This window comes from Streptomyces sp. CA-294286 (genome assembly GCF_050947155.1).
In the GTDB taxonomy this organism is placed as follows: Bacteria; Actinomycetota; Actinomycetes; order Streptomycetales; family Streptomycetaceae; genus Streptomyces.
This window is the reverse complement of record NZ_CP192005.1, coordinates 2,122,775-2,148,490: the sequence shown is the minus strand read 5'-3', so window position 1 is coordinate 2,148,490 and position 25,716 is coordinate 2,122,775. Positions and strand designations below refer to the sequence as shown.

At 74.0% G+C, this 25,716-nt stretch carries 24 protein-coding genes; 18 read left to right on the top strand and 6 right to left on the bottom strand.

Translation table 11 applies throughout. The features are described 5' to 3' along the window. Nucleotides 1–55: 55 nt before the first annotated feature. Both ACQPZG_RS14115 and ACQPZG_RS14110 read right to left on the bottom strand, forming a co-directional pair. Nucleotides 56–1,549, bottom strand: coding sequence for a hypothetical protein (locus tag ACQPZG_RS14115; protein ID WP_433546144.1), 1,494 nt, complete (start codon nucleotides 1,547–1,549; stop codon nucleotides 56–58). 103 nt (nucleotides 1,550–1,652) lie between these two features. Next, nucleotides 1,653–2,705 (bottom strand): hypothetical protein, encoded by a 1,053-nt coding sequence (locus tag ACQPZG_RS14110; protein WP_433549403.1) that lies wholly within the window; start codon nucleotides 2,703–2,705, stop codon nucleotides 1,653–1,655. Nucleotides 2,706–3,592: 887 nt separating this feature from the next. Between ACQPZG_RS14110 and ACQPZG_RS14105 the strand changes: the two genes are divergently transcribed. The 4 genes from ACQPZG_RS14105 (at nucleotide 3,593) to glmM (ending at nucleotide 8,292) form a co-directional block, all read left to right on the top strand. Beyond that, nucleotides 3,593–5,212 (top strand): ABC-F family ATP-binding cassette domain-containing protein, encoded by a 1,620-nt coding sequence (locus ACQPZG_RS14105; protein ID WP_433546143.1) that lies wholly within the window; start codon nucleotides 3,593–3,595, stop codon nucleotides 5,210–5,212. 562 nt (nucleotides 5,213–5,774) lie between these two features. Next, nucleotides 5,775–6,218 (top strand): 50S ribosomal protein L13, encoded by a 444-nt coding sequence (rplM, locus tag ACQPZG_RS14100; protein ID WP_185028046.1) that lies wholly within the window; start codon nucleotides 5,775–5,777, stop codon nucleotides 6,216–6,218. Between the two features lie 44 nt (nucleotides 6,219–6,262). Beyond that, nucleotides 6,263–6,790 (top strand): 30S ribosomal protein S9, encoded by a 528-nt coding sequence (rpsI, locus tag ACQPZG_RS14095; RefSeq protein ID WP_185028049.1) that lies wholly within the window; start codon nucleotides 6,263–6,265, stop codon nucleotides 6,788–6,790. Between the two features lie 143 nt (nucleotides 6,791–6,933). Beyond that, on the top strand, nucleotides 6,934–8,292 hold the full coding sequence (gene glmM / locus ACQPZG_RS14090; RefSeq protein WP_433546142.1) for a phosphoglucosamine mutase: 1,359 nt from the start codon (nucleotides 6,934–6,936) through the stop codon (nucleotides 8,290–8,292). A 262-nt stretch (nucleotides 8,293–8,554) separates the two neighbouring features. Here glmM and coaA read toward each other — a convergent pair whose 3' ends face one another. Next, entirely contained in the window at nucleotides 8,555–9,541 is a 987-nt protein-coding gene (gene coaA / locus ACQPZG_RS14085; protein ID WP_433546141.1) for a type I pantothenate kinase, read from the bottom strand. 233 nt (nucleotides 9,542–9,774) lie between these two features. Here coaA and ACQPZG_RS14080 point away from each other — a divergent pair, with 233 nt between their 5' ends. Together ACQPZG_RS14080 and ACQPZG_RS14075 are read left to right on the top strand one after the other, a co-directional pair. Continuing rightward, nucleotides 9,775–10,143: a holo-ACP synthase gene (locus ACQPZG_RS14080; protein WP_185028055.1), complete on the top strand. Its 369-nt coding sequence runs from the start codon at nucleotides 9,775–9,777 to the stop codon at nucleotides 10,141–10,143. 403 nt (nucleotides 10,144–10,546) lie between these two features. Further along, entirely contained in the window at nucleotides 10,547–12,094 is a 1,548-nt protein-coding gene (locus ACQPZG_RS14075) for an NAD(P)H-hydrate dehydratase (RefSeq protein WP_433546140.1), read from the top strand. A gap of 218 nt (nucleotides 12,095–12,312) precedes the next feature. Here the strand turns inward: ACQPZG_RS14075 and ACQPZG_RS14070 are convergent, their stop codons facing one another. Further along, nucleotides 12,313–13,158, bottom strand: a complete 846-nt coding sequence (locus tag ACQPZG_RS14070; RefSeq protein ID WP_433546139.1) for a L,D-transpeptidase — start codon at nucleotides 13,156–13,158, stop codon at nucleotides 12,313–12,315. Between the two features lie 289 nt (nucleotides 13,159–13,447). Here ACQPZG_RS14070 and alr point away from each other — a divergent pair, with 289 nt between their 5' ends. The 4 genes from alr to ACQPZG_RS14050 all read left to right on the top strand — a co-directional run bounded on the left by alr (nucleotide 13,448) and on the right by ACQPZG_RS14050 (nucleotide 17,032). Further along, on the top strand, nucleotides 13,448–14,707 hold the full coding sequence (alr, locus tag ACQPZG_RS14065) for an alanine racemase (protein WP_433549402.1): 1,260 nt from the start codon (nucleotides 13,448–13,450) through the stop codon (nucleotides 14,705–14,707). Nucleotides 14,708–14,759: 52 nt separating this feature from the next. Further along, nucleotides 14,760–16,184, top strand: coding sequence for an alpha/beta fold hydrolase (locus ACQPZG_RS14060; protein ID WP_433549401.1), 1,425 nt, complete (start codon nucleotides 14,760–14,762; stop codon nucleotides 16,182–16,184). After that, the gene (gene tsaE / locus ACQPZG_RS14055; protein ID WP_433546138.1) at nucleotides 16,144–16,680 is read left to right on the top strand and encodes a tRNA (adenosine(37)-N6)-threonylcarbamoyltransferase complex ATPase subunit type 1 TsaE; all 537 of its coding nucleotides are present in this window, start codon (nucleotides 16,144–16,146) and stop codon (nucleotides 16,678–16,680) included. Before ACQPZG_RS14060 ends, tsaE begins: the two co-directional genes overlap by 41 nt. Nucleotides 16,681–16,837: 157 nt before the next feature. Then, nucleotides 16,838–17,032 (top strand): hypothetical protein, encoded by a 195-nt coding sequence (locus ACQPZG_RS14050; RefSeq protein WP_433546137.1) that lies wholly within the window; start codon nucleotides 16,838–16,840, stop codon nucleotides 17,030–17,032. Between the two features lie 253 nt (nucleotides 17,033–17,285). Here ACQPZG_RS14050 and ACQPZG_RS14045 read toward each other — a convergent pair whose 3' ends face one another. Next, a complete protein-coding gene (locus ACQPZG_RS14045) occupies nucleotides 17,286–17,864 on the bottom strand; it encodes a hypothetical protein (RefSeq protein ID WP_433546136.1) in 579 nt (192 codons plus the stop codon). Nucleotides 17,865–18,060: 196 nt separating this feature from the next. Between ACQPZG_RS14045 and tsaB the strand changes: the two genes are divergently transcribed. From tsaB to ACQPZG_RS14010, 7 genes are all read left to right on the top strand, one after another. Further along, nucleotides 18,061–18,702 (top strand): tRNA (adenosine(37)-N6)-threonylcarbamoyltransferase complex dimerization subunit type 1 TsaB, encoded by a 642-nt coding sequence (gene tsaB / locus ACQPZG_RS14040; protein WP_433549400.1) that lies wholly within the window; start codon nucleotides 18,061–18,063, stop codon nucleotides 18,700–18,702. Nucleotides 18,703–18,740: 38 nt separating this feature from the next. Beyond that, complete coding sequence (gene rimI, locus ACQPZG_RS14035; protein ID WP_433549399.1) at nucleotides 18,741–19,211, top strand: ribosomal protein S18-alanine N-acetyltransferase; 471 nt, start codon at nucleotides 18,741–18,743, stop codon at nucleotides 19,209–19,211. Next, nucleotides 19,208–20,326 carry a tRNA (adenosine(37)-N6)-threonylcarbamoyltransferase complex transferase subunit TsaD gene (gene tsaD / locus ACQPZG_RS14030; RefSeq protein ID WP_433546135.1) on the top strand — a complete coding sequence of 373 codons (1,119 nt, stop codon included), beginning with the start codon at nucleotides 19,208–19,210 and terminating at the stop codon, nucleotides 20,324–20,326. Before rimI ends, tsaD begins: the two co-directional genes overlap by 4 nt. Further along, entirely contained in the window at nucleotides 20,323–20,622 is a 300-nt protein-coding gene (locus ACQPZG_RS14025) for a hypothetical protein (RefSeq protein ID WP_433546134.1), read from the top strand. Before tsaD ends, ACQPZG_RS14025 begins: the two co-directional genes overlap by 4 nt. A 98-nt stretch (nucleotides 20,623–20,720) precedes the next feature. Then, entirely contained in the window at nucleotides 20,721–21,260 is a 540-nt protein-coding gene (locus ACQPZG_RS14020) for a hypothetical protein (protein ID WP_433546133.1), read from the top strand. A 199-nt stretch (nucleotides 21,261–21,459) separates the two neighbouring features. Beyond that, on the top strand, nucleotides 21,460–21,822 hold the full coding sequence (locus tag ACQPZG_RS14015) for a hypothetical protein (protein WP_433546132.1): 363 nt from the start codon (nucleotides 21,460–21,462) through the stop codon (nucleotides 21,820–21,822). Between the two features lie 246 nt (nucleotides 21,823–22,068). Next, the gene (locus tag ACQPZG_RS14010) at nucleotides 22,069–22,710 is read left to right on the top strand and encodes a hypothetical protein (RefSeq protein WP_433546131.1); all 642 of its coding nucleotides are present in this window, start codon (nucleotides 22,069–22,071) and stop codon (nucleotides 22,708–22,710) included. Between the two features lie 238 nt (nucleotides 22,711–22,948). Here the strand turns inward: ACQPZG_RS14010 and ACQPZG_RS14005 are convergent, their stop codons facing one another. Continuing rightward, entirely contained in the window at nucleotides 22,949–24,301 is a 1,353-nt protein-coding gene (locus ACQPZG_RS14005; RefSeq protein WP_433546130.1) for a class I SAM-dependent methyltransferase, read from the bottom strand. A 120-nt stretch (nucleotides 24,302–24,421) separates the two neighbouring features. On the opposite strand from ACQPZG_RS14005, the gene ACQPZG_RS14000 reads away from it, so the two are divergent. Then, on the top strand, nucleotides 24,422–25,435 hold the full coding sequence (locus ACQPZG_RS14000) for a polysaccharide deacetylase family protein (protein WP_433546129.1): 1,014 nt from the start codon (nucleotides 24,422–24,424) through the stop codon (nucleotides 25,433–25,435). Nucleotides 25,436–25,716 lie beyond the last annotated feature (281 nt).

Sequence of the window (25,716 nt, the reverse complement as noted above, 5' to 3'; positions counted from 1 at the left end):
GGGGACGGGGCTCGGGGCGCGGTGTGTCGGCCGCGGGAGGGTGCGGGGCCTGGGCTCAGCGGCGGGTGGCGGCCCAGAGGAGGGCGCCGGTCGCCGCCAGGGCGGCGATGCTCGCGCCGCCGAGGCCGTACAGGAACGGGAACCAGACCAGGGCGAGCAGGCCGCAGTAGCCGGCGGCCAGAACCGACAGAGCGATCTGGAGGCGGGCGGGGCCGCTGCGGTTGAGGCGTACGACGAGCGCGATGAAGACGGCGGCCCAGAGGGCCGCACGGGGCTGGTCGAAAGTGGCGATCCGGGCGAGGTCGCCGACCGCCTGGTACCAGTCCTCGCGCATCAGGTCCGCCTGGAAGGCGGCTATGTCACGCAGCTCGGCGGAGCCGCCGGCGGCGCGCTGGACCGGGGAGAGGCTGTTGACCATGCTCCGGAAGTACTCGATGACGGCCAGCAGGGTGAAGCCGAGAGAGTGCAGGAGGCCGGTCGTCGGACCGGTGGCGCGGCGGCGCAGCACGGCGTGCACGTCGGCCGGTGTCGACGCGTGGGACGCCGGGCCGGAGGCGGGGGGTTCGTCCGGGTACTGACGGTGCTGGTTGTAGCGGGGGGTGGCGGGATGCGGTCGCCGGCCCCGCGGGTCTCCGGCGCGGCCCCCGCCGGGCGGCGGCGGGCCGTGGGAGCCGTCGCCCGAGCCGGGCTGGGACGAGCCGAGCTGGGACGGGCCGGGCTGGGACGGGCCGGACCGCCGGGGAGGTGAGGTGCGCAGGGTGGTGGTGGGCGGGTCCTGCGGGTGGCCGCCGGTGCGCAGGGTGGTGGTGGAGGGCCCCGGTGAGCGGCGGTCCGGGCGCCAGGGCCGCGGAGCCTGCGCGGGCAGGGGACGAGGGGCGGAGGCGGGTGGCACACGCGGCCCACGGGCTGCCCGTGCGCCCGCTTCGTCCTCTGCGGTGCCGGGAGCCTGCGGGAAGGCGGCGGACGGCCGGGGCCGGACGGGAGCGGTGCCGGGGGGAACCGGGGCGAGGGGGGTGCTGAGGCGGAGCCGGGGCCAGCCGGGAGTGGGTCCGCTGGGGGGAGGGGCGTTCCGCGCGGGGGTGTCGCCGGTGGGTGCGTGCTGGGCGGGGGCGTTGCGGAGAGGGGCGTTGCGGGCGGAGGCGTTCCGCGCGGGGGTGTCGCGGGCGGGACTGCCGGAGACGGGGGCGTTCTGGGCGGGGACGTTTTGTGAGGGGGCTCCTTGCACGGGGGCGTGGGCCGCGTCTGGGACGGTGCCGCCGGTGCCGGAAAAGCCTGGGACCTGCGGAACTCGGGGGGAGACTTCGGCGTTCCCTGCGGCGGGTGCGGCGGGTGCGGCGGGTGCGGCGGGTGCGGCGGGTGCGGCGGGTGCGGCGGGTGCGGCGGGTGCGGCGGGTGCGGCGGGTGCGGCGGGTGCGGCGGGTGCGGCGGGTGCGGCGGGTGCGGCGGGTGCGGCGGGTGCGGCGGGTGCGGCGGGTGCGGCGGGTGCGGCGGGTGCGGCGGGTGCGGCGGGTGCGGCGGGAGCGTGGTGGTTGCTGTCGTCCGTGTTCATGTGCCGCAGCCCCCCGACCGTGGGCGGGCCCGTGCGCCGCCCCGGCGTCAGGGTAGTCAGGGGGCGGGTGGGCCGCCAGGGGGTCACAGGGCTGCGGGGCCGGTCAGCCGTTGACGGTGCCGGAGGCCGCGGCGGCGGATGCCTGGGCGCGGCCTCGTTCGTGGATGCGGAGGAAGGTGTACTTGGCCGCGTCGTCGCCCAGCGCGTAGACGGCCTTGTCCGCGGTGGTGACGTCCGTCTTGTTGTCGGTGAAGCCACCGACGGTGAAGTAGGCGTAGCGGCCGTAGGAGTTGGCGGTCTTGCGGCAGATCGTGCCGTTGCGGCAGAAGGTGGGGACGCCGGAGCCGGCGAGGGAGGCGATGCCGTCCTTCACCTGCTCCTTGGCCTTGAGCGCCTGGGCCTCCGTTTCGAAGACGGCCACCCCGACCGTCACCGCGGTGTTGTTCTTGATGAACGTCGCCCGGATGACCTGGTCGCAGCCGTTGCGCGTGAGGATGCCGCCGAGTGCGCCCTGAGTGGTGGCGGCGCATTCGTTGGTCTGGTGCGTGGCGCCCTTGGTGTACGCGCGGCCCTCCAGCGTCAGGGTCGTGCCCGGGAAGAGTGTGGCGGCGCTCAGCGGAGCCTTGTCCTTCTGGACGTGGGAGATGAACTCCTTGGGGTCCGGCGGGGGCGGCGGGGCCACCGGCGAGAAGGAGGGGCTGGGAGCGTTGCCCTCGGCGGGAAGGGACTCGGCGGAGGGGAGGGCGGTGTTCTTGCCGTCGGAGGGACTGCCGGAGGAGACGACCGCCGTGGCGACGAGTGCGCCCACGGCGAGAGTGGCCAGCACGCCGCCGCCGACGTAGAGGAGGCGCTTGCGGCGGGACCGGGTCGCCGCGGCGTCGGCGAGGGCGGACCAGTCGGGGGTGGGGCCGGTCGGGCCGGTGCTCCCGTGCGGACCGGTGCTCCCGTGGGGGCCGGTGCTTCCGTTCGTCCCGGACCTGCCCTCGCTCGCGAGAGGATCGGCGGACGAGGGGAGCAGGGGTGGGGGAGAGAACTGCCCGGGTGCGGGGCCCTGTGCCGGGATCGGTGCGGGTGTGGGTGCGGGGCCTTGTGCCGGGATCGGTGAGGGTGCGGCTGCGGTGGCAGGGGAGGGCTGGACGAGCTGCACCGGAGGCATGTCCGCGACGGGCCGCCGAAGGGGTTGGCCGGGCGGGGCGGTGTTGGTGGGTCGGTCCAGGTAGGGGTTGGGTTGCTCCGGGTTCGGTGGGAGTGGGCCCACGGGAGGGGCGGGCTGTGCCCAGGGCTGGGGAGAGCCGCGGTGCGGGCCGGGCGGGGCGGCGGCGGGCGGAGCCGAGGAGTGGTGGTGCGGGTCCGGCTGTACGAGGTGCGGCTGGGGCGGGCTGCCGTACGGGCCGGGCTGCGCGGCAGCGGCGTACGGGTTCGGCTGCGGCGCGGCGGCGTACGGGCCGGGCTGCGGCGCGGCGGTGCGCGGGTCCTGGCGGGGTCGCTGGGTGCCGTGTGCGTAGTGTCCGGCGTTTTGGCGGGGCTGCGGGGTGCCGTGTCCGTACTGGCCGGAGTTTTGGCGGGGTTGCGGGGCGCTGTGTCCGTACTGCTCGGCGTCCTGGCTGTCCTGCCCGGTCCCGGGGCTGTGCCCGCTCTGTCCCGGCCCGGCGCTCCGGCCCGCCCGCTCCGGCCCGGGACCCTGGTCGCCAGCGCCGTTCCCCGGTCCCGCGCCGTGCCCGTCCTGTTCCGGTCCGTTGTCCCGGCCCACCTGCTCCGGCCACGGGGTCCGGTCGTCCCCGTCCCGCGGGGTGGACCGCGGGTCCGGATGCCGGGCGGATTCGTCACCCTCCCCGTGCGGCGGGGTGTTGCCGTGCGGGGGCTGTCCCGCGGGGCCGCCGGAGGGCCCCCCATGCCCGAAGCTCATGCCGCGCATCCTAACGAGGCGGACCGGTGCGGTGAACGGGCTTCCGGGGCCCGTCGGGCGGGCGGGGAGGCGGGGATGCCGGGCCGGCGTCGTAATCCGGTTGGGTCGGGCGGCGTCGGGCGGTGAGAATGCTCGGCATGGGACATCTTGAGGTCGGCCACGTCGAGTACTACCTGCCGGACGGGCGGGTGCTGCTCGGTGACGTCTCGTTCCGGGTGGGGGAAGGGGCCGTCGTCGCCCTCGTCGGGCCCAACGGAGCGGGGAAGACGACGCTGCTGAAGATCATCGCGGGGGAGCTTCAGGCGCACGGCGGGTCGGTGACCGTGAGCGGTGGGCTCGGCGTGATGGGGCAGTTCGTGGGATCCGTACGCGATGAGCGGACCGTACGGGACCTGCTGGTTTCGGTGGCTCAGCCGAGGATCCGTACGGCTGCCGCCGCCGTCGACAAGGCCGAGACGGCCATTCTGGAGCGGGACGACGAGGCCGCGCAGATGGAGTACGCGCAGGCGCTGAGCGACTGGGCGGAGGTGCAGGGGTACGAGGCGGAGACCGTCTGGGACATGTGCACCATGGCCGCGCTCGGCGTGCCGTACGAGAAGGCGCAGTGGCGTGAGGTGCGCACGCTCAGTGGCGGTGAGCAGAAGCGGCTGGTGCTGGAGGCGCTGCTGCGGGGCCCCGACGAGGTGCTGCTGCTCGACGAGCCGGACAACTACCTGGACGTGCCGGGCAAGCGGTGGCTGGAAGGGAAGCTGAAGGAGACCCGCAAGACGGTCCTCTTCGTCAGCCACGACCGGGAGCTGCTGTCGCGGGCCGCGGAGAAGATCGCGAGTGTGGAGCCGGGGCCGGCGGGGTCGGAGGTGTGGATCCACGGTGGCGGGTTCGACACGTACCACGAGGCGCGCAAGGAACGGTTCGCGCGCTTCGAGGAGCTGCGGCGGCGCTGGGACGAGAAGCACGCGCAGCTGAAGAAGCTGGTGCTGAACCTGCGGCAGGCGGCCTCCATCAGCCACGAGCTGGCGTCCCGGTACCACGCGGCGCAGACCAGGCTGCGGAAGTTCGAGGAGGCCGGCCCGCCGCCGGAGCCGCCGCGCGAGCAGGACATCACGATGCGGCTGCGGGGCGGCCGGACCGGGGTGCGGGCGCTGACGTGCGAGGGCCTGGAGCTGACCGGGCTGATGAAGCCCTTCGACCTGGAGGTCTTCTACGGGGAGCGGGTCGCCGTCCTCGGGTCGAACGGCTCGGGGAAGTCGCACTTCCTGCGGCTGCTGGCCGGGGAGGACGTCGCGCACGCGGGCACCTGGAAGCTCGGGGCGCGGGTGGTGGCCGGGCACTTCGCGCAGACCCACGCGCATCCGGAGCTGATGGGGCGCACCCTCGTCGACATCCTGTGGGCGGAGCACTCCAAGGACCGGGGCGGCGCGATGTCCGTGCTGCGGCGGTACGAGCTGGAGGGGCAGGGCGACCAGGGCTTCGACCGGCTGTCGGGCGGGCAGCAGGCGCGGTTCCAGATCCTGCTGCTCGAACTGCGGGGGACCACCGCGCTGCTGCTCGACGAGCCGACGGACAACCTGGACCTGGAGTCCGCGGAGGCGCTTCAGGAGGGGCTGGAGGCGTACGAGGGGACGGTGCTGGCCGTCACGCACGACCGCTGGTTCGCGAAGTCCTTCGACCGGTACCTGGTCTTCGGTTCGGACGGAGTCGTACGGGAGACGGCCGAGCCGGTGTGGGACGAGCGGCGGGTGGAGCGGGCGCGGTAGGGACGTCGACGGGGCTGACGGGGCTGACGGGGCTGACGGGGCTGGCAGGCGCGCGGAGCGGGTGCCGGGGCTGACGGGGGCTGGCGGGCGCGCGGTGCCAGGGCTGGCGGGCGCGCGGAGCCGGTGCCGGGGCGGACGGGCTGGCCGGTGCGCGGAGCGGGTGCCGAGGCGGACGGGGCTGGCCGGCGCGCGGAGCCGGTACTGGGGCTGGCGGGCGCGCGGAGCGGGTGCCGGGGCTGGCCGGGCGGGGATCGGCTCTGCCGGAGGCCGCGCCCTGCCCGCCCGTTCCGCCCCGCCTCGGGCCGGCCGCGTCGCCGGGGGAGCCGACAGGGAGCCCGCGAGGGGCGGCGCGTTTTGACCCGCCCGGGGGCACGCGGGTAGTCTCGGCTGTTGTTATACGTATCGGCATCGGCGTACTCACGCGATCGGCCCTTACGTAGGTTCCCTGGAGCAGTTACCAGTGGCTCGCATACGGGCATCGTCCCCGGCATTGCGGGCCCCAGCTGCATGATCGCTTCAGGTGTGTCTGGATCCCATCCACTGAAGAAGCGAAGGCTACGAAGTGCGTACGTACAGCCCCAAGCCCGGCGATGTCACTCGCCAGTGGCACATCATCGACGCGCAGGACATCGTCCTGGGCCGTCTGGCGACCACGGCAGCGAACCTCCTGCGAGGCAAGCACAAGCCGACCTATGCCCCGCACATGGACATGGGTGACTTCGTCATCATCATCAACGCCGAGAAGATCCACCTCTCCGGCAACAAGAAGACCCAGAAGATGGCGTACCGCCACTCCGGTTTCCCGGGCGGTCTGCGTTCGATGCGCTACGACGAGCTCATGGAGAAGAGCCCGGAGAAGGCCGTCGAGAAGGCCATCAAGGGCATGATCCCCAAGAACACCCTGGGCCGTCAGATGCTCTCGAAGCTGAAGATCTACGCGGGCGACCAGCACCCGCACGCTGCCCAGCAGCCTGTTCCGTTCGAGATCACCCAGGTCGCGCAGTAGTTCCGGCCACCCCCTAAGACGTACAGAAAGATCTGAGGAGAATCGTGGCCGAGACCACTGTTGAGAACCCCGTCGAGGGCACCGAGGGCGAAGAGACCTTCGCTGAGGTGACCACCTTCGAGTCGGAGGTTCCCGTCGAGGGCGAGTACACCAGCGAGTCGCTCGCCGGCCGCTTCGGCGACCCGCAGCCCGCCGCCGGCCTTGGCCGTCGCAAGAACGCCATCGCCCGTGTCCGGATCGTTCCGGGCTCCGGCAAGTGGAAGATCAACGGGCGTACGCTTGAGGACTACTTCCCGAACAAGGTCCACCAGCAGGAAGTCAACGAGCCCTTCAAGGTGCTCGAACTGGACGACCGCTACGACGTCATCGCCCGCATCTCGGGCGGCGGCGTGTCCGGTCAGGCCGGTGCACTCCGTCTCGGTGTCGCCCGCGCGCTGAACGAGGCCGACGTCGACAACAACCGCGCCACGCTGAAGAAGGCCGGCTTCCTCTCCCGCGACGACCGTGCGGTCGAGCGCAAGAAGGCCGGTCTCAAGAAGGCCCGCAAGGCGCCGCAGTACAGCAAGCGTTAATTCCGAGCTTGCTCGGCAGCATCACCGTTCGCCCCGGTGGCACTCTTCGTGCCGCCGGGGCGTTCGTTTAATTCAACCGTGGGCGTACAACGGGCAGAAGACGCTCAGGGGTTTGCGTTTTCGGAGCATTTCGGAGGACAGCTGTGGGACGACTCTTCGGCACGGACGGCGTGCGCGGTGTGGCCAACGCGGATCTGACGGCGGAGCTCGCGCTCGGCCTGTCGGTCGCGGCGGCGCACGTGCTCGCCGAGGCGGGCACTTTCGAGGGCCACCGGGCGACGGCAGTGGTCGGCCGCGACCCGCGCGCCTCGGGAGAGTTCCTGGAGGCCGCCGTCGTGGCGGGCCTGGCCAGCGCGGGCGTGGACGTCCTGCGCGTCGGTGTGCTGCCCACCCCGGCGGTGGCGTATCTCACCGGTGCGCTGGGCGCCGACCTCGGCGTGATGCTCTCCGCCAGCCACAACGCGATGCCCGACAACGGCATCAAGTTCTTCGCGCGCGGCGGCCACAAGCTGGCCGACGAGCTGGAGGCGCGGATCGAGAAGGTCTACGCGCAGCACCGCGGCGGGGATTCCTGGGACCGTCCGACCGGCGGCGGCGTGGGCCGCGTCTCGGACTACGACGAGGGCTTCGACAAGTACATCGCGCACCTGATGGGCGTCCTGCCGAACCGTCTCGACGGCCTGAAGGTCGTCCTCGACGAAGCGCACGGCGCGGCCTCCCGGGTCTCCCCCGAGGCGTTCGCGCGGGCCGGGGCCGAGATCGTCACCATCGGCGCCGAGCCCGACGGCCTCAACATCAACGACGGCTACGGCTCCACCCACATGGAGCGGCTGCGGGCCGCCGTCGTCGAGCAGGGCGCCGACCTGGGCATCGCCCACGACGGCGACGCCGACCGCTGCCTGGCAGTGGACGCGGCGGGCGACGAGGTCGACGGCGACCAGATCCTCGCCGTGCTGGCGCTCGCCATGCGCGAGGCCGGGCAGCTCCGCAAGAACACCGTCGTCGGCACCGTGATGTCCAACCTCGGCTTCAAACTGGCCATGGAGGGCGAGGGCATCGAGGTCGTCCAGACCGGCGTCGGCGACCGCTACGTGCTGGAGTCGATGAAGGAGCACGGCTACGCCCTCGGCGGCGAGCAGTCCGGGCACGTCATCGTCCTGGACCACGCCACCACCGGCGACGGCACCCTGACCGGTCTCATGCTGGCCGCCCGGGTCGCCGCCACCGGCCGCACCCTCGCGGACCTCGCGGGCGTCATGACGCGGCTGCCGCAGATCCTCATCAACGTCCCCGACGTCGACAAGTCGCGCGTCGGCACGTCGCCGGAGCTGGCGGCGGCCGTCACCGAGGCCGAGCGCGAGCTGGGTTCCACCGGCCGGGTACTGCTGCGCCCCTCGGGCACCGAGCCGCTGGTACGGGTGATGGTGGAGGCCGCCGACATCGAACAGGCGAAGGCGGTCGCGGAGCGGCTGGCCGACGTGGTGAAGTCCGCGCTGGGCTGAGCGACCCGCACCGCACGTGAAGCGACCTGCACCGCACGCGAGTGACGGCGGTGCTGAGCGACCCGCGCGCCGCACGTGAGTGCGAGTGACGGCGGTGCTCAGCGCCCGCACCGCACGCGAGTGACGGCGGGTGCGAAGCGTCACGCACGCACCCGAGTGACCGCCGTGCGGAGCGCCCTGGGCGGTGGGCGAGTGACGGCAGTACGGGAGGGGCCCGACCGGGAGTGCGACGGTCGGGCCCCTCCCGTCCGTACGGAAGCGGTCAGAGTTTGCGCAGCGACAGCCGCTGGACCTTGTGGTCGGGGCCCTTGCGGACGACCAGGGTGGCCCGGCCGCGGGTGGGGGCCACGTTTTCCAGGAGGTTGGCGCGGTTGATGGTGCGCCAGGTGTTGCGGGCGTATGCCATCGCCTCCTCCTCGGACACCTGGGTGTACTTGCGGAAGTACGAGAACGGGTTCTGGAAGGCGGTGGCGCGCAGCTTGCGGAACCGGTTGAGGTACCACTGCTCGATGTCCTCGGCGCGTGCGTCGACGTACACCGAGAAGTCGAAGTAGTCGGCGAGAGCGACCCGGGTGCGGCCGTCGCTGCCGGGCAGGGCGGGTTGCAGGACGTTGAGGCCCTCGACGATGAGGATGTCCGGACGGTGCACGGTGAGGCGCTGGTCGGGGACGATGTCGTAGATCAGGTGGGAGTAGACGGGTGCGGTGACCTCGTCCTTCCCGGCCTTCACGTCGGCGACGAACCGGGTCAGGGCGCGACGGTCGTACGACTCGGGGAAGCCCTTGCGGGCCATCAGGCCGCGCTTCTCCAGCTCCTTCATCGGGTAGAGGAAGCCGTCCGTGGTGACGAGCTCCACGCGCGGGTGCTCCGGCCAGCGGGCGAGGAGCGCCTGGAGGAGACGGGCGACGGTGGACTTCCCCACCGCGACGCTGCCCGCGACGCCTATGACGAAGGGGGTGCCGCGCTGGGTGCCGTTCTCGCCGAGGAAGGTGTTGAGGGCGCCGCGGAGGTTGCCGGTCGCGCCCACGTAGAGGTTGAGGAGCCGGGACAGCGGGAGGTAGATGTCGCGCACCTCGTCGAGGTCGATGACGTCGCCCAGACCGCGCAGCCGCTCGACCTCCTCGGCGGTGAGGGGCAGCGGCGTCTTCTCGCGCAGGGCGCTCCACTCGGCACGGGTGAGGTCCAGGTACGGGGACGACTCGGCCCGGCGGTGGGAGCTTCGTGGCGGCGAAGTGATCACACGGTCCATTGTCGGGGGTCGGGGCCGCTTGTCGCCGGTCGAGCGGGGTGGGCTGGGTCACGTGGGGGGCGAGCCTGCAAGGCGGCTGCTCCGGGCGCCGGGTGCGCCTACGCTTCTTCAGCCGTCGGTCCTCGTCGCACCCGCGCGGGACGTCCTCCGCGGGGCCGCGGCGCGGGACGACGGGCCGGGCCGGCGGGGCCCGTGACCGTGGTGTGAGCGAGCGAGTGAGCGAGTGTGGACACGTGATTGTTGGGGTCGGGATCGACGTCGCCGAGATCGAGCGGTTCGGGGCGGCCCTGAAACGCACCCCGCAGATGGCCGAACGGCTGTTCTCCGAGCGGGAGTTGACGCTGCCGAGCGGGGAGCGCAGGGGCATCGCCTCGCTGGCGGCGAGGTTCGCCGCCAAGGAGGCCCTCGCCAAGGCGCTGGGGGCGCCGGCCGGGCTGCTGTGGACGGACGCCGAGGTGTACGTCGAGGAGAGCGGGCAGCCGAGGCTGCGGGTGTCGGGGAGCGTCGCCGCACGGGCCGAGGCGCTGGGCGTGCGGTCCTGGCACGTGTCGCTCAGCCATGACGCGGGGGTGGCCTCGGCGGTGGTGATCGCGGAGGGGTGACGGGCGGGACGGACGCGGGGCTGCGGGCCGCGCGACGGGCGGCCGGAGCGCGTGACGCTCGCCTCCGCCGTGCGGCGGGTGACCTGAGCACGCCGCGGCGGGCGGGTGGTCGTGACGCTCGCCCCCCGCCGTGCGGCCGGGCGGCCTGAGCACGCCGCGCCGGACAGGACGAGCCGTGCGGCTGGGCGTCTGGGCGGCCTGGGCATGCCGCGCCGGGCAGGTGGTCGTGACGCTCTCCCCGCCGTGCGGCCGGGCGGCCTGAGCATGCCGCGCCGGGCAGGACGAGCCGTGCGGCCGGGCGGCCCGTGCGCGCGGCGGCGGACAGGACGAGCCGGGCCGCCGGGCAGGTGGTCGTGGCGCGGACGGTGTGTGGGCGGGGGCATCGCGGAGCACACTCGGGCGTATGCGTACTGCTTACAGCGTGGAGACCGTACGGAACGCCGAGCGCGAGCTCATGGAACGGCTGCCCGAAGGGGCGTTGATGCAGCGGGCGGCGGCGGGACTGGCCGCCGCCTGCGCCGACCTGCTGGGCCGGACGCCGGGGCGCGTGTACGGCGCCCGGGTCGTGCTGCTCGTCGGCTCCGGCGACAACGGGGGCGACGCCCTGTACGCCGGGGCCCGGCTGGCCCGTCGCGGGGCCGGCGTGACGGCCGTGCTGGTCGACGCCCGGCAGCGGGCGCACCCGGGCGGGCTCGCCGCCCTGCGGGCCGCCGGGGGCCGGATCGTGCCGGGGCCCCACGAGACGCACGAGGTCCACGAGGTCCACGGGGCGGGAGTGGACGGGCCCCCCGCCCCCCTGGCGCACGCCGGAGGCGGTACCGGGTCCGCCGCGTACGTGGCGCTGCACCGCGCCCACCTGGTCATGGACGCGATCACCGGGATCGGCGGCCGGGGAGGGCTGCGCCCCGAAGCGGTGCCGCTCGTGCGGGCGGCCGAGGACTCCGGGGCGGTGCTGGTCGCGGTGGACCTGCCCAGTGGCGTCGACGCCGACAGCGGCCGGGTGGAGGGCGCGTGCGTACGGGCGGACGCGACGGTGACGTTCGGTGCGTACAAGCCGGGGCTGCTGGTCGACCCGGCGAAGGAACGCGCCGGGGCGCTGCGCTTCGTCGACCTCGGGCTGGAGACCGCCGGGACCCCCGCCGACCTGGAGGCGCTCCAGCACGCCGACGTGGCGGCGCTGCTGCCCGTACCGGCGGCGGAGAGCGACAAGTACCGGCGGGGGGTGGTGGGTGTCGTCGCCGGGTCGGCCCGCTACCCGGGGGCTGCGGTGCTCGCCGTCGCGGGCGCGCTGCACGGGGGTGCGGGCGCGGTGCGTTACGTCGGGCAGGGCGGCGAGGCGGTACTGGCCCGGTTCCCCGAGGTGCTGGTGAGCGACGGGACCCCCGCGGAGGCGGGGCGGGTGCAGGCGTGGGTGGTCGGCCCCGGCCTGGACGACCGGGCGAAGGACGCGCGGGCCGAGGCGCTGGCGTCGGACGTGCCGGTGCTCCTCGACGCGGACGCCCTGGCGGGCCTCGACCCGCAGGAGGTACGGGGGCGGGGCGCGCCCACGGTGCTGACGCCGCACGCCGGGGAGGCGGCGCGGCTGCTCGGGGTGGAGCGCGCGGAGGTGGAGGCGGGGCGGCTCGGCTCCGTACGGAAGCTGGCGGTCAAGTACGGGGCGACGGTGCTGCTCAAGGGGTCGACGACGCTCGTCGCGCCGCCGGACGGGGGGCGGCCGGTGCGCGTCAACCCGACGGGCACGGGGTGGCTGGCCACGGCGGGCAGCGGGGACGTGCTGTCGGGGCTGGTGGGGTCGCTGCTGGCGGCGGGCCTGACGGCGGTGGACGCGGCCTCGGTGGGGGCGTACCTGCACGGGCTGGCGGGGCGGTCGGCGGCGCGCGGGGCACCGGTGGGGGCGGGGGATGTGGCGGAAGCGGTGGCGGGGGCCTGGCGGGGGGTGGGGAGCCAGTAGGGGGTCGACGAGGGGGCCGTGGGTGGCGGGGGTGTGGGCGGGTGCGGGTGCGGGTGCGGGGAGAGGCGGCCGAGGAGCTGGGGCCGTGGGGCGGGGGCCGAGGAGCTGGGGCCGTGGGGCGGGGGCCGTGGAGCGGGGTGGGCGTTCGGCGGAGGGCTCACCTCCGGTGGGAGGCCCCCGGTCCTCTGCCCGAGGGGTGGCGGCGGCTGGCAGCGGGGTCAGGGGTGCGTGGGGGTGAGGGGGGTGTCGAGGTCCCAGGTGACGGGGATGTTCTCGCCGCCGAAGCCCTTGATCACGAGTTCGTCGTCGGTGAGGCGGCGGTCGTTGCCGTCGCGGCGGACGTTGGTGCCCGGCTTGGCGCCCCAGACGTAGACCATGCTGCCGACGCCCAGCTTCTTCCAGAGCCGTTCCGCGTCCTCCACGTACAGGTTGACGCAGCCGCCGGAGCCCGACTCGAAGAGGTCCCCGTAGGTGCCGTGCAGGGCCTGGCCGCCGCTGAAGAACTGGCTGTACGGCATGGGCGCGTTGTCGTAGATGGTGGAGAAGTGGTCCTTGTGACGCCAGTAGATCCGGTGCCATCCCACCCGGGTCTCCAGGCCGCGGATGCCGCTGCGGATCGGCACCGGCGCGAAGGTGACCTTCTTGCCGACCTGCACCCACAGGAGCTGGCGGGGGAGGTCCACGCAGGTGACGGAGTAGCTGCGGGTCGGGCACTTGCCGGCCGCGTTGGGGTTCTTGCGGGCCTCGCGGACCAGCAGCAGCCCGTACGTCTTCGCGGTGGCCCGGCCGTCGGCCGGCTGGATCTTGAGTTCTCGCTGGAGTCTGCGGATGGCGACGCAGTCCGCCGGTGACTGCTTGCCGTCGACCTTGAGGCGCAGCTTGCGTTCCAGTTCCGACTGGTACGGGCCGGTGGGCGCCGTGCACGGCGGCTCGGGCGCGGCGTACGCGGTCGGCACGGCCGCCCCCGAGGGGGCGGCCGACGCGGACGCCACCGGTGCGGCGACGACCGCCACGGCGACGAGGGCGGACAGCGCGGATACGCGGACGAGGGGGGCGCGCTTCATGGACACCTCAGCTTCAGCGGCGTGCGGCGGACTCCTGGACGCGAGCCCGCCCTTGCGTCTCATCGGGCAGCCCGTCCGTCCCGTGCGCCACGCACGGTCTGCCGCACGGGTGAATCGGCCCGGCCAACGGTGTGACATGGCGTGAGGAGGCCCGTGCCGAGCGGCCCGTGGGCCCGCTCGGCGGCGGACAGCTCGTGCACGGCCTCGGCCGGGCATGCCGGACCGCTCTGCGAGACTGGGGGCGATGACCGTGAAGACCGGGACGAACGACGTGATGAGCAGGGCGATGATGCAGTCGGTGACAGAGGTGACGCAGGCGACGGCGCTGCCCCCCGTGCGCGCCCGCGCCGAGATCGACCTCGCCGCCCTGCGCGCCAACGTCCGGTCGTTGCGCGAGCGCGCCCCGCACGCCGCGCTGATGGCCGTCGTGAAGTCCGACGCGTACGGGCACGGCGCGCTGCCCTGTGCCCGCGCCGCTCTCCGGGCGGGCGCCACCTGGCTGGGCACGGCCACCCCGCAGGAGGCGCTCGCCCTGCGCGCCGCCGGGATCACCGAGGCCGACGCGCGCGTGATGTGCTGGCTGTGGACCCCGGGCGGGCCCTGGCGGGAGGCGATCGAGGCCGGTCTCGACATGGGGATCAGCGGTCTGTGGTCGCTGCGAGAGGTCAGCGACGCCGCCCGCGCCCTGGGCCGCACGGCGAAGATCCAGCTGAAGGCCGACACGGGTCTGGGCCGCAACGGCTGTCAGCCCGCCGACTGGCCCGGGCTGGTCGCCGCGGCCCTCGCCGCCGAGGCCGAGGGCACGGTGAAGGTGACCGGCCTGTGGTCGCACTTCGCCTGCGCGGACGAGCCCGGCCACCCGTCCATCGACCTCCAGCTCACCGCGTTCCGCGAAATGGTCGCGTACGCGGAGACCCGCGGCCTCGCCCCCGAGGTGCGTCACCTCGCCAACTCACCGGCCACTCTGACCCTCCCGCACGCGCACTTCGACCTGGTACGGACCGGCATCGCGATGTACGGCGTCTCGCCGAGCCCCGAACTCGGCACGCCCGCCGAGCTGGGCCTGCGCCCGGTCATGAAGCTCAGCGCGTCCGTCGCCCTGGTCAAGCAGGTCCCGGCGGGGCACGGCGTCAGTTACGGACACCACTACGTCACCGAACGCGACACCACGCTCGCCCTGATCCCGGTGGGGTACGCGGACGGTGTGCCGCGCAGCGCCTCGGGGCGCGGCCCGGTTCTCGTCGGCGGCCGGTGGCGGCGGGCCTGCGGACGCGTCGCGATGGACCAGTTCGTGGTCGACCTGGGCGGTGAAACCGTCGAACCGGGGGCAGAAGCGATCCTGTTCGGGTCGGGTGAGCAGGGCGAGCCGACCGCCGAGGACTGGGCGCGGGCCGCGGACACGATCGCGTACGAGATCGTCACGCGCATCGGACAGCGGGTGCCGCGCGTCCATGTCGACACCGATGTCGACGGGGGCTCGGACGCGCGCGAGGAGGCGTCCGGGGCCGGTGGGAACCGGACGGGTACGGACCCGGCCCGGGACAGCTAGGCACCAGCGCAGCGACGAGGAGCGGCACGTGAGCGAGAGCAGCGCGGAGGGCGTGACCGCCGCGGCCCGGGTGGCGGCCGACGCGGCCCGTACCGCTTCGGCGCCGGCCGGGGGCTGGCGTCGCGCGGGGCTGGCCGGGACGGCCATAGGGGTGGTCGCGGCGGGCGCCGCCGCGGGTGTGGCCATCGAACGGCTCACCGTCGGCCGCGGCATGCGCAAGAAGGCCCGCCTCGCCCTCGACGCGGCCGCCCCGTACGGGGCGCTGCGCGGCACCCCCGGTACGGCCCTCGCCGACGACGGCACCGAGCTGTACTTCGAGACGGACGACCCGTACGCCTCGGACGGTCCCGAGGGGTCTCGTGGGCCGGACGGGACGGGCGGAGCCGCGGGACCGAACGGCGCGTACGGACCGGGCGGCGCCCCCGCCGGTTCGCGCGCGGCCCCCGGTACCACCGGCCGCCGCGGACCGGACGGGGCGGGCCGACCGGGCAGCGGCGGGGCGAAGGCACCCGGATCCGGTGACGGGCGCTCCGCCCTCGTCGGCAGCCGTGCCGCCGAATCCGGTCGCCGTGCCGCCGAACAGGTGACCGTCGTCTTCAGTCACGGCTACTGCCTCAACCAGGACTCCTGGCACTTCCAGCGCGCCGCCCTGCGCGGTGTGGTCCGCACGGTCCACTGGGACCAGCGCAGCCACGGCCGTTCGGCACGCGGCGCGGGACAGGCGCACGGCGTGCCCGTCGACATCGACCAGCTCGGCCGGGACCTCAAGGCCGTCATCGACGCCGCCGCCCCCGAGGGGCCCCTGGTGCTGGTGGGGCACTCGATGGGCGGGATGACGATGATGGCGCTGGCCGACCAGTTCCCGGAGCTGATTCGCGAGCGCGTCGTCGGCGTCGCCTTCGTCGGCACGTCGTCCGGACTGCTGGGCGAGGTCAACTTCGGGCTGCCGGTCGCGGGGGTGAACGCGGTGCGGCGCTTCCTGCCGCGTGTCCTGCGCACCCTGGGCTCGCAGACGGAACTGGTGGAGCGGGGGCGGCGGGCCACCGCCGACCTGTTCGCGGGCGTGGTGAAGCGGTACTCCTTCGGGTCGCGGGACGTGGATCCGGCGGTCGCGCGGTTCGCGGAGCGGCTGATCGAGGGGACGCCGATAGACGTGGTCGCCGAGTTCTACCCGGCCTTCCAGGACCACGACAAGACGGCCGCGCTGCGCATCTTCGCGGAGGTCCCGGTGCTGGTGCTGGCCGGGGTGTCGGACCTGGTCACCCCCAGTTCGCACAGCGAGGCCATCGCGGCGCTGCTGCCGGACGCGGAGCTGGTCGTCGTCCCCGACGCCGGTCACCTCGTCATGCTCGAACACCCCGAGCTGGTGAGCTACCGCCTCGCGGAGCTGCTGGCCCGCGTCGGCGTCCTGCCGCCGACGGCTAACGTTGATCCCCATGGAAGCACCGCACAGCGGGGCCGCTGCGAACGCCCCTGACGTCATCCCGGTCCACTCTCACACCCTCACCGTCAACTCCCCCGCAGAAATGGGGGAGTTGGGGCACTCGCTGGCGAAGCTGCTGCGCCCCGGCGACCTCGTGATGCTCACCGGCGAGCTCGGCGCGGGCAAGACCACGCTGACCCGCGGCCTCGGTGCGGGACTGGGCGTACGGGGGGCCGTGACCTCGCCGACCTTCGTCATCGCCCGCGTACACCCCTCCCTCGGTGACGGGCCGCCGCTGGTGCACGTCGACGCGTACCGGCTCGGCGGCGGGCTCGACGAGATGGAGGACCTGGACCTGGACGTGTCGCTGCCCGAATCGGTGATCGTCGTGGAGTGGGGCGACGGCAAGGTGGAGGAGCTCTCCGCGGACCGGCTGCACGTCGTCATCGACCGCGCGACCGGTGACACCGACGACGACGTGCGCACGGTGCGGCTGGACGGGATCGGGCAGCGCTGGGCGGGAGGCGAGCTGGCGGCGCTGGGAACCTGAGCGGCCCGCCGTGCGTTCTCCCCGTAGATTCCGACAACGTGTCGGGAAGATGTTGCATCCGGGGTGCCGGGCGTGGTCACATGGTCCGGAGGCCGTGGTTAGGTCAGCCTAACCTCCCGTCTCGCTGCGCCTGCCCCCGTCGCCCCAGGAGGCGTCCATGTCGGCACCGGAACGAGAAGACGAGAAGCCCATGACGCCTGCCGCCGCACCCGGCGCCGGTACCCCCGTGACCATGCGCGCCCTGCTCGCCTCGTGTGCGGCGGCCACGGCGGTGTCGACCCCGCCCCGGAAAGCGGCCGAACGGGCCCCGGACGGCGAGAAGGGGTCCGCAAGGCGCCGCGAAGCCGCCTAGCGAGCTCCCTGCGCTTTCCTGGTGCCCCAACGACCCCTGGCGCTTCTCCGGCAGGTCGGCCCAGCGAGCCTTTGGGCTTCTTCGGCAGGACGGCCCAGTGGCCCCTTGCGCGGCTTGGCTGCTTGGCAGCCTGGCCCAGTAGCCCCAGCGACCCCTGCGCCCGGCGGTCCCACGCGCCCAGTGACCCCCGCGTGCGCCGAGAAACCCCCGCGCTTCCTTCGCGCCCAGCCGCCAGGGGCGACCCGTAGGAGCGTTACGGCACGACGACGACCTTGACGCCGACCGTCGCGAACTCCCACACCTCCGTCGCGTCCTCGCGCGCCATCCGTACCGCGCCCGTCCCCTCCTGGGGCTGCGCGCCCGGCGTCGGCATCGTGCCGTCGACGGCCGCACTGAAGCCGACCGTCACCCCGTCCACGTTCGCGAACCGCACCACGTGCTCGACCGGCTTGCCGTCCGATCCGGTGATCCGCAGGGAGCGGGTGGAGACCCGGTAGGTGTCCGGCGACGGGCTGACCGCGCTCGGCGCGACCGGGTAGGTCGGGGGCTTCTGCCGCGAGGCCGCCGGAGCGGTGGCGTCCACCAGCCACACACGCTTGCCGGACAGCGAGTACACGACCCGGGTGCCGGTCCCGGAGTCGGCGGGCAGGGCCAGCGGCGACGGCTTGACGGCCTTCCCCTTGCCCGTGGGCGTCGCGCCGGGGGACACGGACGCACTGGGCGCGGCCACCGAGTCGGGCGCGTTCGCCGATGCCTGGTAGCTGAGGAAACCGACGACGGCGAGTGCCCCCGCGGTGAGCCCGGCCACGATTCCCGAGCTGCTGCTAGCCACCTTGCTGCACCTTTCGTTCCGCCTCTCTGCGAGGCACCGCGCCGCGTTCCGCGCGAGCCCGCCACCGGGCCTGCCGGGCCCTGGCGCACGAGCTTCCGCACGACTTTGTCGTGACGGTAGCAGCCGGTGCGCGGCCCGTCCGGACGCCGTGCTTCCGCCGTCCGGGCCGTAGGCTGTTCGCGTGCTCCTGCTCGCTGTGGATACCGCCACCCCCGCCGTCACCGTCGCCCTCCACGACGGCAGCTCCGTCGTCGCCGAGACCACCCGGATCGACGCCCGCCGGCACGGGGAACTGCTGCTGCCCCTCGTCGACACGACCCTGCGCGACGCCGGGCTGGAACTCGACGCCGTCACCGACCTGGTCGTGGGCGTCGGCCCCGGCCCGTACACCGGCCTGCGGGTCGGGCTCGCGACGGCGGAGACCTTCGGCTTCGCCCTCGGCGTCCCCGTGCACGGACTGTGCACGCTGGACGCGCTGGCGTACGCGAGCGAGGTGGAGGGACCCTTCGCGGTGGCCACCGACGCCCGCCGCAAGGAGGTCTACTGGGCGCGCTACGACGACCCCCGCACCCGTACGAGCGAACCCGCCGTGGACCGCCCCGCCGACCTCGCCGCCCAGCTCGCCGGCCTGCCCGTGGTGGGCGCGGGCGCCCTCCTGTACCCCGAGGCGTTCCCCGACGCGCGCGGCCCCGAGCACGTGTCGGCCGCCGCCCTCGCCGCACTGGCCGCCGAGAGACTGGCCGCGGGCGGCGAGGGCTTCCTCGCGCCGCTCCCTCTCTACCTGCGCCGCCCCGACGCGCAGGTCCCCAAGAACTACAAGGTGGTCACCCCCAAGTGACCGCTCCCGCGACCGCCCAGGCACAGGTGCTGCGCGAGATGCGCTGGTGGGACATCGATCCCGTGCTCGCCCTCGAACACGAGCTGTTCCCCGAGGACGCCTGGTCGCCCGGCATGTTCTGGTCCGAGCTGGCGCACGCGCGCGGCCCCCGCGCCACCCGCCGCTACGTCGTCGCCGAGGACCCGGCCACCGGCCGCGTCGTCGGATACGCGGGCCTCGCCGCCGCCGGCGACCTCGGCGACGTCCAGACCATCGCCGTCGCCCGCGACCAGTGGGGCACCGGCCTCGGCGCGCGCCTGCTCGCCGACCTGCTCAAGCACGCCACCGCCTTCGAGTGCACCGAAGTCCTCCTGGAAGTACGGGTCGACAACACGCGCGCGCAGAAGCTCTACGAACGCTTCGGCTTCGAGCCGATCGGCTTCCGCAAGGGCTACTACCAGCCGGGCAACGTCGACGCGCTCGTGATGCGCCGCACGACGACCGAAGAGACAGAGAAGATCCAGTCATGAACCTCACCAGCGGTATCGACGAACCCCTGGTCCTCGGCATCGAGACCTCCTGCGACGAGACGGGCGTCGGCATCGTCCGCGGCACGACGCTGCTCGCCGACGCGGTCGCCTCCAGCGTCGACACGCACGCCAGGTTCGGCGGAGTCGTCCCCGAGATCGCCTCGCGCGCCCACCTCGAAGCGATGGTCCCCACCATCGAACGCGCACTCAAGGAAGCCGGCATCGCCGCCTCCGACCTGGACGGCATCGCGGTCACCGCGGGCCCCGGCCTCGCGGGCGCGCTCCTGGTCGGCACGACCGCAGCGAAGGCCTACGCGTACGCCCTGGGCAAGCCCCTGTACGGCGTCAACCACCTCGCCTCGCACATCTGCGTCGACCAGCTCGAACACGGCAGGCTCCCCGAGCCGACCATGGCGCTGCTGGTAAGTGGCGGGCACTCCTCCCTGCTGCTCGCCCCCGACATCACCTCCGACGTCCGCCCGATGGGCGCGACCATCGACGACGCGGCGGGCGAGGCGTTCGACAAGATCGCCCGCGTGCTGAACCTGGGCTTCCCCGGCGGTCCGGTCATCGACCGCCTCGCCAAGGAGGGCGACCCGAAGGCCATCGCGTTCCCGCGCGGCCTGACGGGCTCCCGCGACCCGGCGTACGACTTCTCCTTCTCCGGCCTCAAGACCGCCGTCGCCCGCTGGATCGAGGCCAGGCGCAACGCGGGCGAGGAGGTCCCGGTGCGCGACGTCGCCGCGTCCTTCCAGGAGGCGGTCGTCGACGTACTGACCAAGAAGGCCGTGCGCGCCTGCAAGGACCAGGGCGTCGACCACCTGATGATCGGCGGCGGCGTCGCCGCCAACTCCCGGCTGCGCGCCCTCGCCGCTGAGCGCTGCGAACGCGCCGGGATCCGGCTGCGGGTGCCGCGGCCCGGCCTGTGCACGGACAACGGCGCGATGGTCGCCGCGCTGGGGGCGGAGATGGTCGCCCGCAACCGTCCGGCCTCCGACTGGGACCTGTCGGCGGACTCCTCGCTGCCGGTGACGGAACCGCACGTACCGGGGCACGGGCACACGCACTCCCACGACCACGTCCACGAGATCAGCAAGGACAACCTCTACTCATGACGGTCGCTCTGATGTGGGAGGCCCGCGCCGTCGACGGCAGCGGCCCCGAACTCCTGGAGTGGGCCCACGCCCAGGCGGAGGTCCTGGCCGCGGCCCCTGTGCGCCGGGAGATCCTCCGGGCACCGCAGGACCGGGTCCTCGTCATCACCTGGTGGGACGCCCCCTTCGACGCCGAACTGCCCGAACTCCCGGAACCAGAACCGGAGTTGATCGTGCGGGCGGTGCACAGGTGGCGCTTCGAGTCGGTCGGGACGGACGGACGGGACGCGTCCGCCGGGGCTGGGCCGAACGGCTGACCTGCGAGTGGCGTTGACCGCTTTTCGGACAATTCCATTTGAGACTCGGCGATGCCAGGGGTGTCCCCCCTCCGCCGTCACCGAAGGAGTCCCGGAGTATGTCCGTACAGCTGAAGGTCGCCCAGGCCCGCCTGGGCGCAGTGTCCGTCGGAATCGCGCTCGCACTGTGCGCGCCGGCCGTCGCCCTCGCCACGCCCCCCGCACCCGCAGCGGCCACGGAGAACGCGCAGAGCACCGCACGGCACGGGGTCGCGGGGAAGGTGACGGCCAAGCACGGTCAGTTCGTCCGCTCCCGCCCGACCACGCACTCGGCGCGGATCGGCTCGTACCGCGGGCACGCCGTCGTCCGCATCGCGTGCAAGGTGCGCGGCCAGAACGTCGCCGGGAACGCGATCTGGTTCAAGCTGTGGGACCGCTCCGGCTGGATGAGCGCCAAGTACGTCGACAACCTCGGTCACGTCGGCTGGTGCGGCCACCACCGCTCGGCGGCGGACGGCGAAGCCCAGGCCGAGCAGCTCCCGTCGAACGCCGCGGTCCCGGCGGACACGGCGGCCCCCGCGGACACCGCGCTCCCGGCGGACCTCACCGCCCCCGCGACCGCCTCGGACACCGGTGCGCTGACGCCGGAACCCCGGTAGTCCCGTCCGTTTCGTCCGGTCCCGCACGGGCCGCCTGCGCACGGCCCCCGGGCCCGCGGAGGCGGCCCGTCCGCGTTCCTCGCCCCGCGCGGCGGCCGGAGCGGACGGTTTCCGCGGACGCCGACGCCCCCGGGCTCCCTACGGCCGAACGGCGTACTCTGGTCGTACAGGCGTGGCAGCCGGGGGAAGGAACGTCCGAATGGCTTGGTACTGGTGGTTGTTCATCTTCTTCATGATGGGCGGCTTCGGAGGGCTCGCGAACGCGGGCAGGCAGGCGCTGGCCACCCGGCACGAACGCCAACTGCAGCGCATCGAGGCACAGCGGCAGGAACGGCTGGCGCTGGAGGCGGCCCAGAAGCCGCCCGAGCCGATCTGCGGCTGCACGCACCACCTCGCGAAGCACGACAAGGCCGGCAAGTGCCACGAGTTGGTCGAGAAGCCGACCGCCTGGGACGAGAACAAGAAGCCGGTCCGCTTCGAGGCCGGCACCTGCAACTGCCAGCAGTACGTGGGCCCGCAGCCGCTCTCACAGGTGTACGCGGACGAGCTGACCGACCTCTGACCCGGCCCGGCCCCTCGGCCCCCAGCCCGGCCCAGCCCGGCACGCCCGCCCCGCCGCCGGAACGCGCCCGTCCGGTGCCGCGACGGCCTCCCGGGGCACCCCGGCCCCGGAGCACCTCAGCCCGACCACTGCCTCGTGCACTCCGAAGCACTCCGCCCGGCGTCCTCCGACCCAGCCGCCCGTGCGCGAGAACGCGGACGGTAGCGTCCTTCGCGGCCCCCGCCCGCCGTGCCCTTGAGGACGCCCATGCCCCGCCTGCCCCTGCCGCCACCTCCGCCGCCCCCGTACCTGCGCTCCTGGCCCGGCCGGGAAGCGATGCTGGCCGATCGGGCGCGCGCCATGGAGGAGTTGGGCCGCCGGTGGCTCGGGGCGCCCGCGGCCGTCGGCTTCTGGCTGTACGCGGCCCTGCTCGCCGTCGGGTGGTGCTGCGTCGGCGTGGCACTCCAGACCTTCGAGGGCGGCGTCTTCCCCGACGTCCTGATCGGCGGCGTCTTCCTCCTGCTGGGCGTCGGCGCGCTCGTGCCCGCCGTCGTGCTGCTGGGGCTGGGCGTGCGGCGCGACCGGACGGTACGCGAACGGCTGCGCGCCTGGGGCGAGCTGGGGCCCGATCCGGCCGTGGACGCCCGACTGCGCGCGCCCGGCCGCAGCCTGGGGTGGCTGCTGCCCTCCTTCGTGCTCGCGGCGGCCGGACTGTGGACCTCGCTCGGGTACGCGGCGACCGCGCGCCCGGGAGCGGCGACGTACGCAGACGCGGCGTACTTCATCGGGATGGGCTTCGTGATGTGGGTGGTGGGGCTGTTGGGCACGGTGAAGGCGGTGGGGCACTACCGGTGGGCGGTACGGCTGCCCGCCGGCCGCCCCGCAGCCGGGTACGTACGGCAACCCTGAGCGGGTGGATCGGCGGCCGTCCCGTACACACGGCAGCCCCGGCCCCGGGAGCGTCGCGCGTGCGTACGGCAACCCTGGCCGGCGCGGGGGGCGACGCGCGTACGTACGGCAGTCCTGGCCGACGCAGGGGCGGCCTTGGACGGCGCAGGGCCGGACGTGGCCGGAACCGGCTACGTGTCCCGCGCGGCCGGCCACACCCACGAGCTGAGCCGCTCGCGGCCGGGAAGAATGCATGACCCTACGGGTGTGCGGGGCGGCCCACCAGCATGGCGGGGGCACCGGCGACCCGGGTCAGGAAGACGGTGGCCGAGTTCCTGCCGGAGAGCTTCATCTTCTTGCGGAGCTCCTCCGGCTCGACGGCCGAACCGCGCTTCTTGACCGTCAGGACGCCGACCTCGCGCTCCCGCAGGAGGGCCTTCAACTTCTTCACCCCGAAGGGCAGTTCGTCGGTGATCTCGTACGGCGTGGCATACGGCGTGGGGCGCAGCTCGTCGGCGGTGATGTACGCGATCGTCTCGTCGATCAGACCGCCGTCGAGCTCCTCGGCGACCTCGGCGACGAGGTGCGCGCGGATGACCGCGCCGTCCGGCTCGTAGAGGTACCGGCCCACCTTCCGTACCGCGGGGTCCGGCAGGCCCCGGCCGACGAGGCTCACGCCGGACGGGAGCAGGGTGGCGCGGCGGGCGCCGGCGACGACCGGGGCGGGCGAGATTTCGGAGGCGGAGGCGGGGGCGGGGGCGGGGCCGGCTCCGTGGGCCGGGGCGTCCGCCGCATGCCACAGGACCGCTTCCTTCACGTCGCCGTTGTCGGAGATCCACTCGGCCTCGAAGTCGTCCGGGACCAGCTCGTGCGGGATGCCGGGGGCGATCTTGATGGCGCCGAGGCCGACCTTCCGCACCGCGTCGACGGAGAAGGACAGCGGCGGTGAGTACGCCTCCGGGTCGAAGATCCTGCCCCGGGCGCCCGAGCGGCGCGCCGGGTCGACGAAGAGCGACTGCGCACCGGTCAGGTCGTACGTCGTCACGTCCGCCGTGACGACGGACAGCGCGGCCGGGTCGGGGAGCAGTGCCTCCGCGTTGGCGCGGGCGGCCAGGCAGGTCGTCGGGTCGAGGTCCACGGCCTCGACGGACAGGCCCGCGCGGGCCATCGCGAGGGCGTCGCCGCCGATGCCGCCGCAGAGGTCCAGGACCCGGGCCGGGCCGAGCGCGCGGAAACGGGCCGCCCGGTACTCGGCGACCGACCTGCGGGTCGACTGCTCGACGCCGTGGGGCGTGAAGTACATCCGGCGCGCGTCCTGGGCCCCGAACTTCGCCACCGCCCGCTGGCGCAGTCGCGCCTGGGACAGCGCCGCCGACACCAGCTCGGGGGAGTGGTCGCGGCGCAGCCGCGTCGCCAGGGCCAGCTCCTGGGCGGGGTCGTGGTCCCGCAGTTCGGCGAGCAGGGCCTGGCCCTCGTCGGTGAACAGGGAACGGAAGGCGGCGGTCGCGGGGTCGGTGGGCCGGTCCGCGGCGGGGGTGTCGGCGGGGGTGTCGGCGGGGGCGGCGCGGGAGTCGGTGGCGGGGCGGCCGGGGTGGTTCGTCACCCGGCCCATTGTGGGCCAGGGCGGCGGGCTGCGTCGGCCGGGCCGGGTGTGCGCCGAGTGGGGGACGGCGCGCCTCCCCTCGCGGTGTCGCGGGGTTCGCGGGGATTCCCGCTGACAGGATGCGGCGCCATGCGACTTGTACGACAAGCCGAAGAAAGAGGTCTTCCTGTGCACAACTCAGGAGCAGGAGGGCGAAGAAGAGGAATCATGGGCATCGCGGTCCTGGTACTGGCCGCGATCGCCTCGGGGTGCGCCACCCCGGCACAGCAGGAGACGGGCGGGCGGGGCGGGGCCGCCGCGGTGAAGGAGGGGAACGGACAGGGAGAGAACCGTACGGGCAGGACGGTGGACGGTGCGGCGGGGGCCCTGCTTCCGCCCGCGGAGAAGGCGCGGCGTGCGCGGGAGGCGGCCGAGGCGCAGCAGGCGGCCCGAGCCGTCGCCGCGAAACGCTGGGGCCTCGTCCGGACGCCGCTGGCAGCTCCCGCGCCGCCCGCAGTCAAGCCCAGGATCGGGACCCGCAAGGGCTTCGAGGTGGACGGGCAGGTGTCCGAGTCGCTGCCGCCGGTCTTCACGACCGTGCCGGTCAAGGAGCGGGTCGTCTTCCTGACCATCGACGACGGTGCCGAGAAGGACCCGGAGCTGATCCGGATGATGGACGAGCTGAAGATCCCCTACAGCGCGTTCCTCGCCGACTACGTGGTGAAGGAGGACTACGGCTACTTCAAGAAGATGCAGGACAAGGGCGTGGCCCTGCACAACCACACCCTCAACCACCGCTATCTGCCCGGACTTTCCTACCGGCAGCAGAAGAAGGAGATCTGCGGGCAGCAGACCAACCTGGAAAGGCGTTACGGCACCCGGCCCCCGCTCTTCCGGCCGCCGTTCGGCAACTACAACAAGGACACCCTCCGCGCCGCCAAGACCTGCGGAGTGAAAGCCGTTCCGCTGTGGGCGGCGGAAGCCTTCCCGGACCGGATGGAGTGGCGCGAGTGGGACAAGGACCTGCACCCCGGGGACATCGTGCTCACCCACTTCCGGGGGCCGGGTGACTGGAAGGGATCGATGCCCGACATGATTCGTCGCGTCATGAAGACGATCACGGCCAAGGGCTACGCCGTGGCCAAGCTGGAGGACTACGTCTGATGCGAGTACGGGCACGCCGGTCGGTGTCGTGGGTGGCGGGGGCGTTGGCGGCCGGCGTGTTGGTGCTGGGGGCGGGGGGATGCTCCGGAAAGGGCTCCGGGGAGGAGGGGGAGGGGGGTGGGCCCCCGGAAGCGGCCTCTCCGGCCCCGGCCACCGAGCCCCCCGGCTCCACCACCCCTGGCACCACCCCCGACTCCACCGCCCCGCAAGCACCGCCCCCGGCAGCACCACCCCGGGCCAGGGCGCTCCCGCCGCGCCGGGGGCCGACGCCCGGGGCGTAC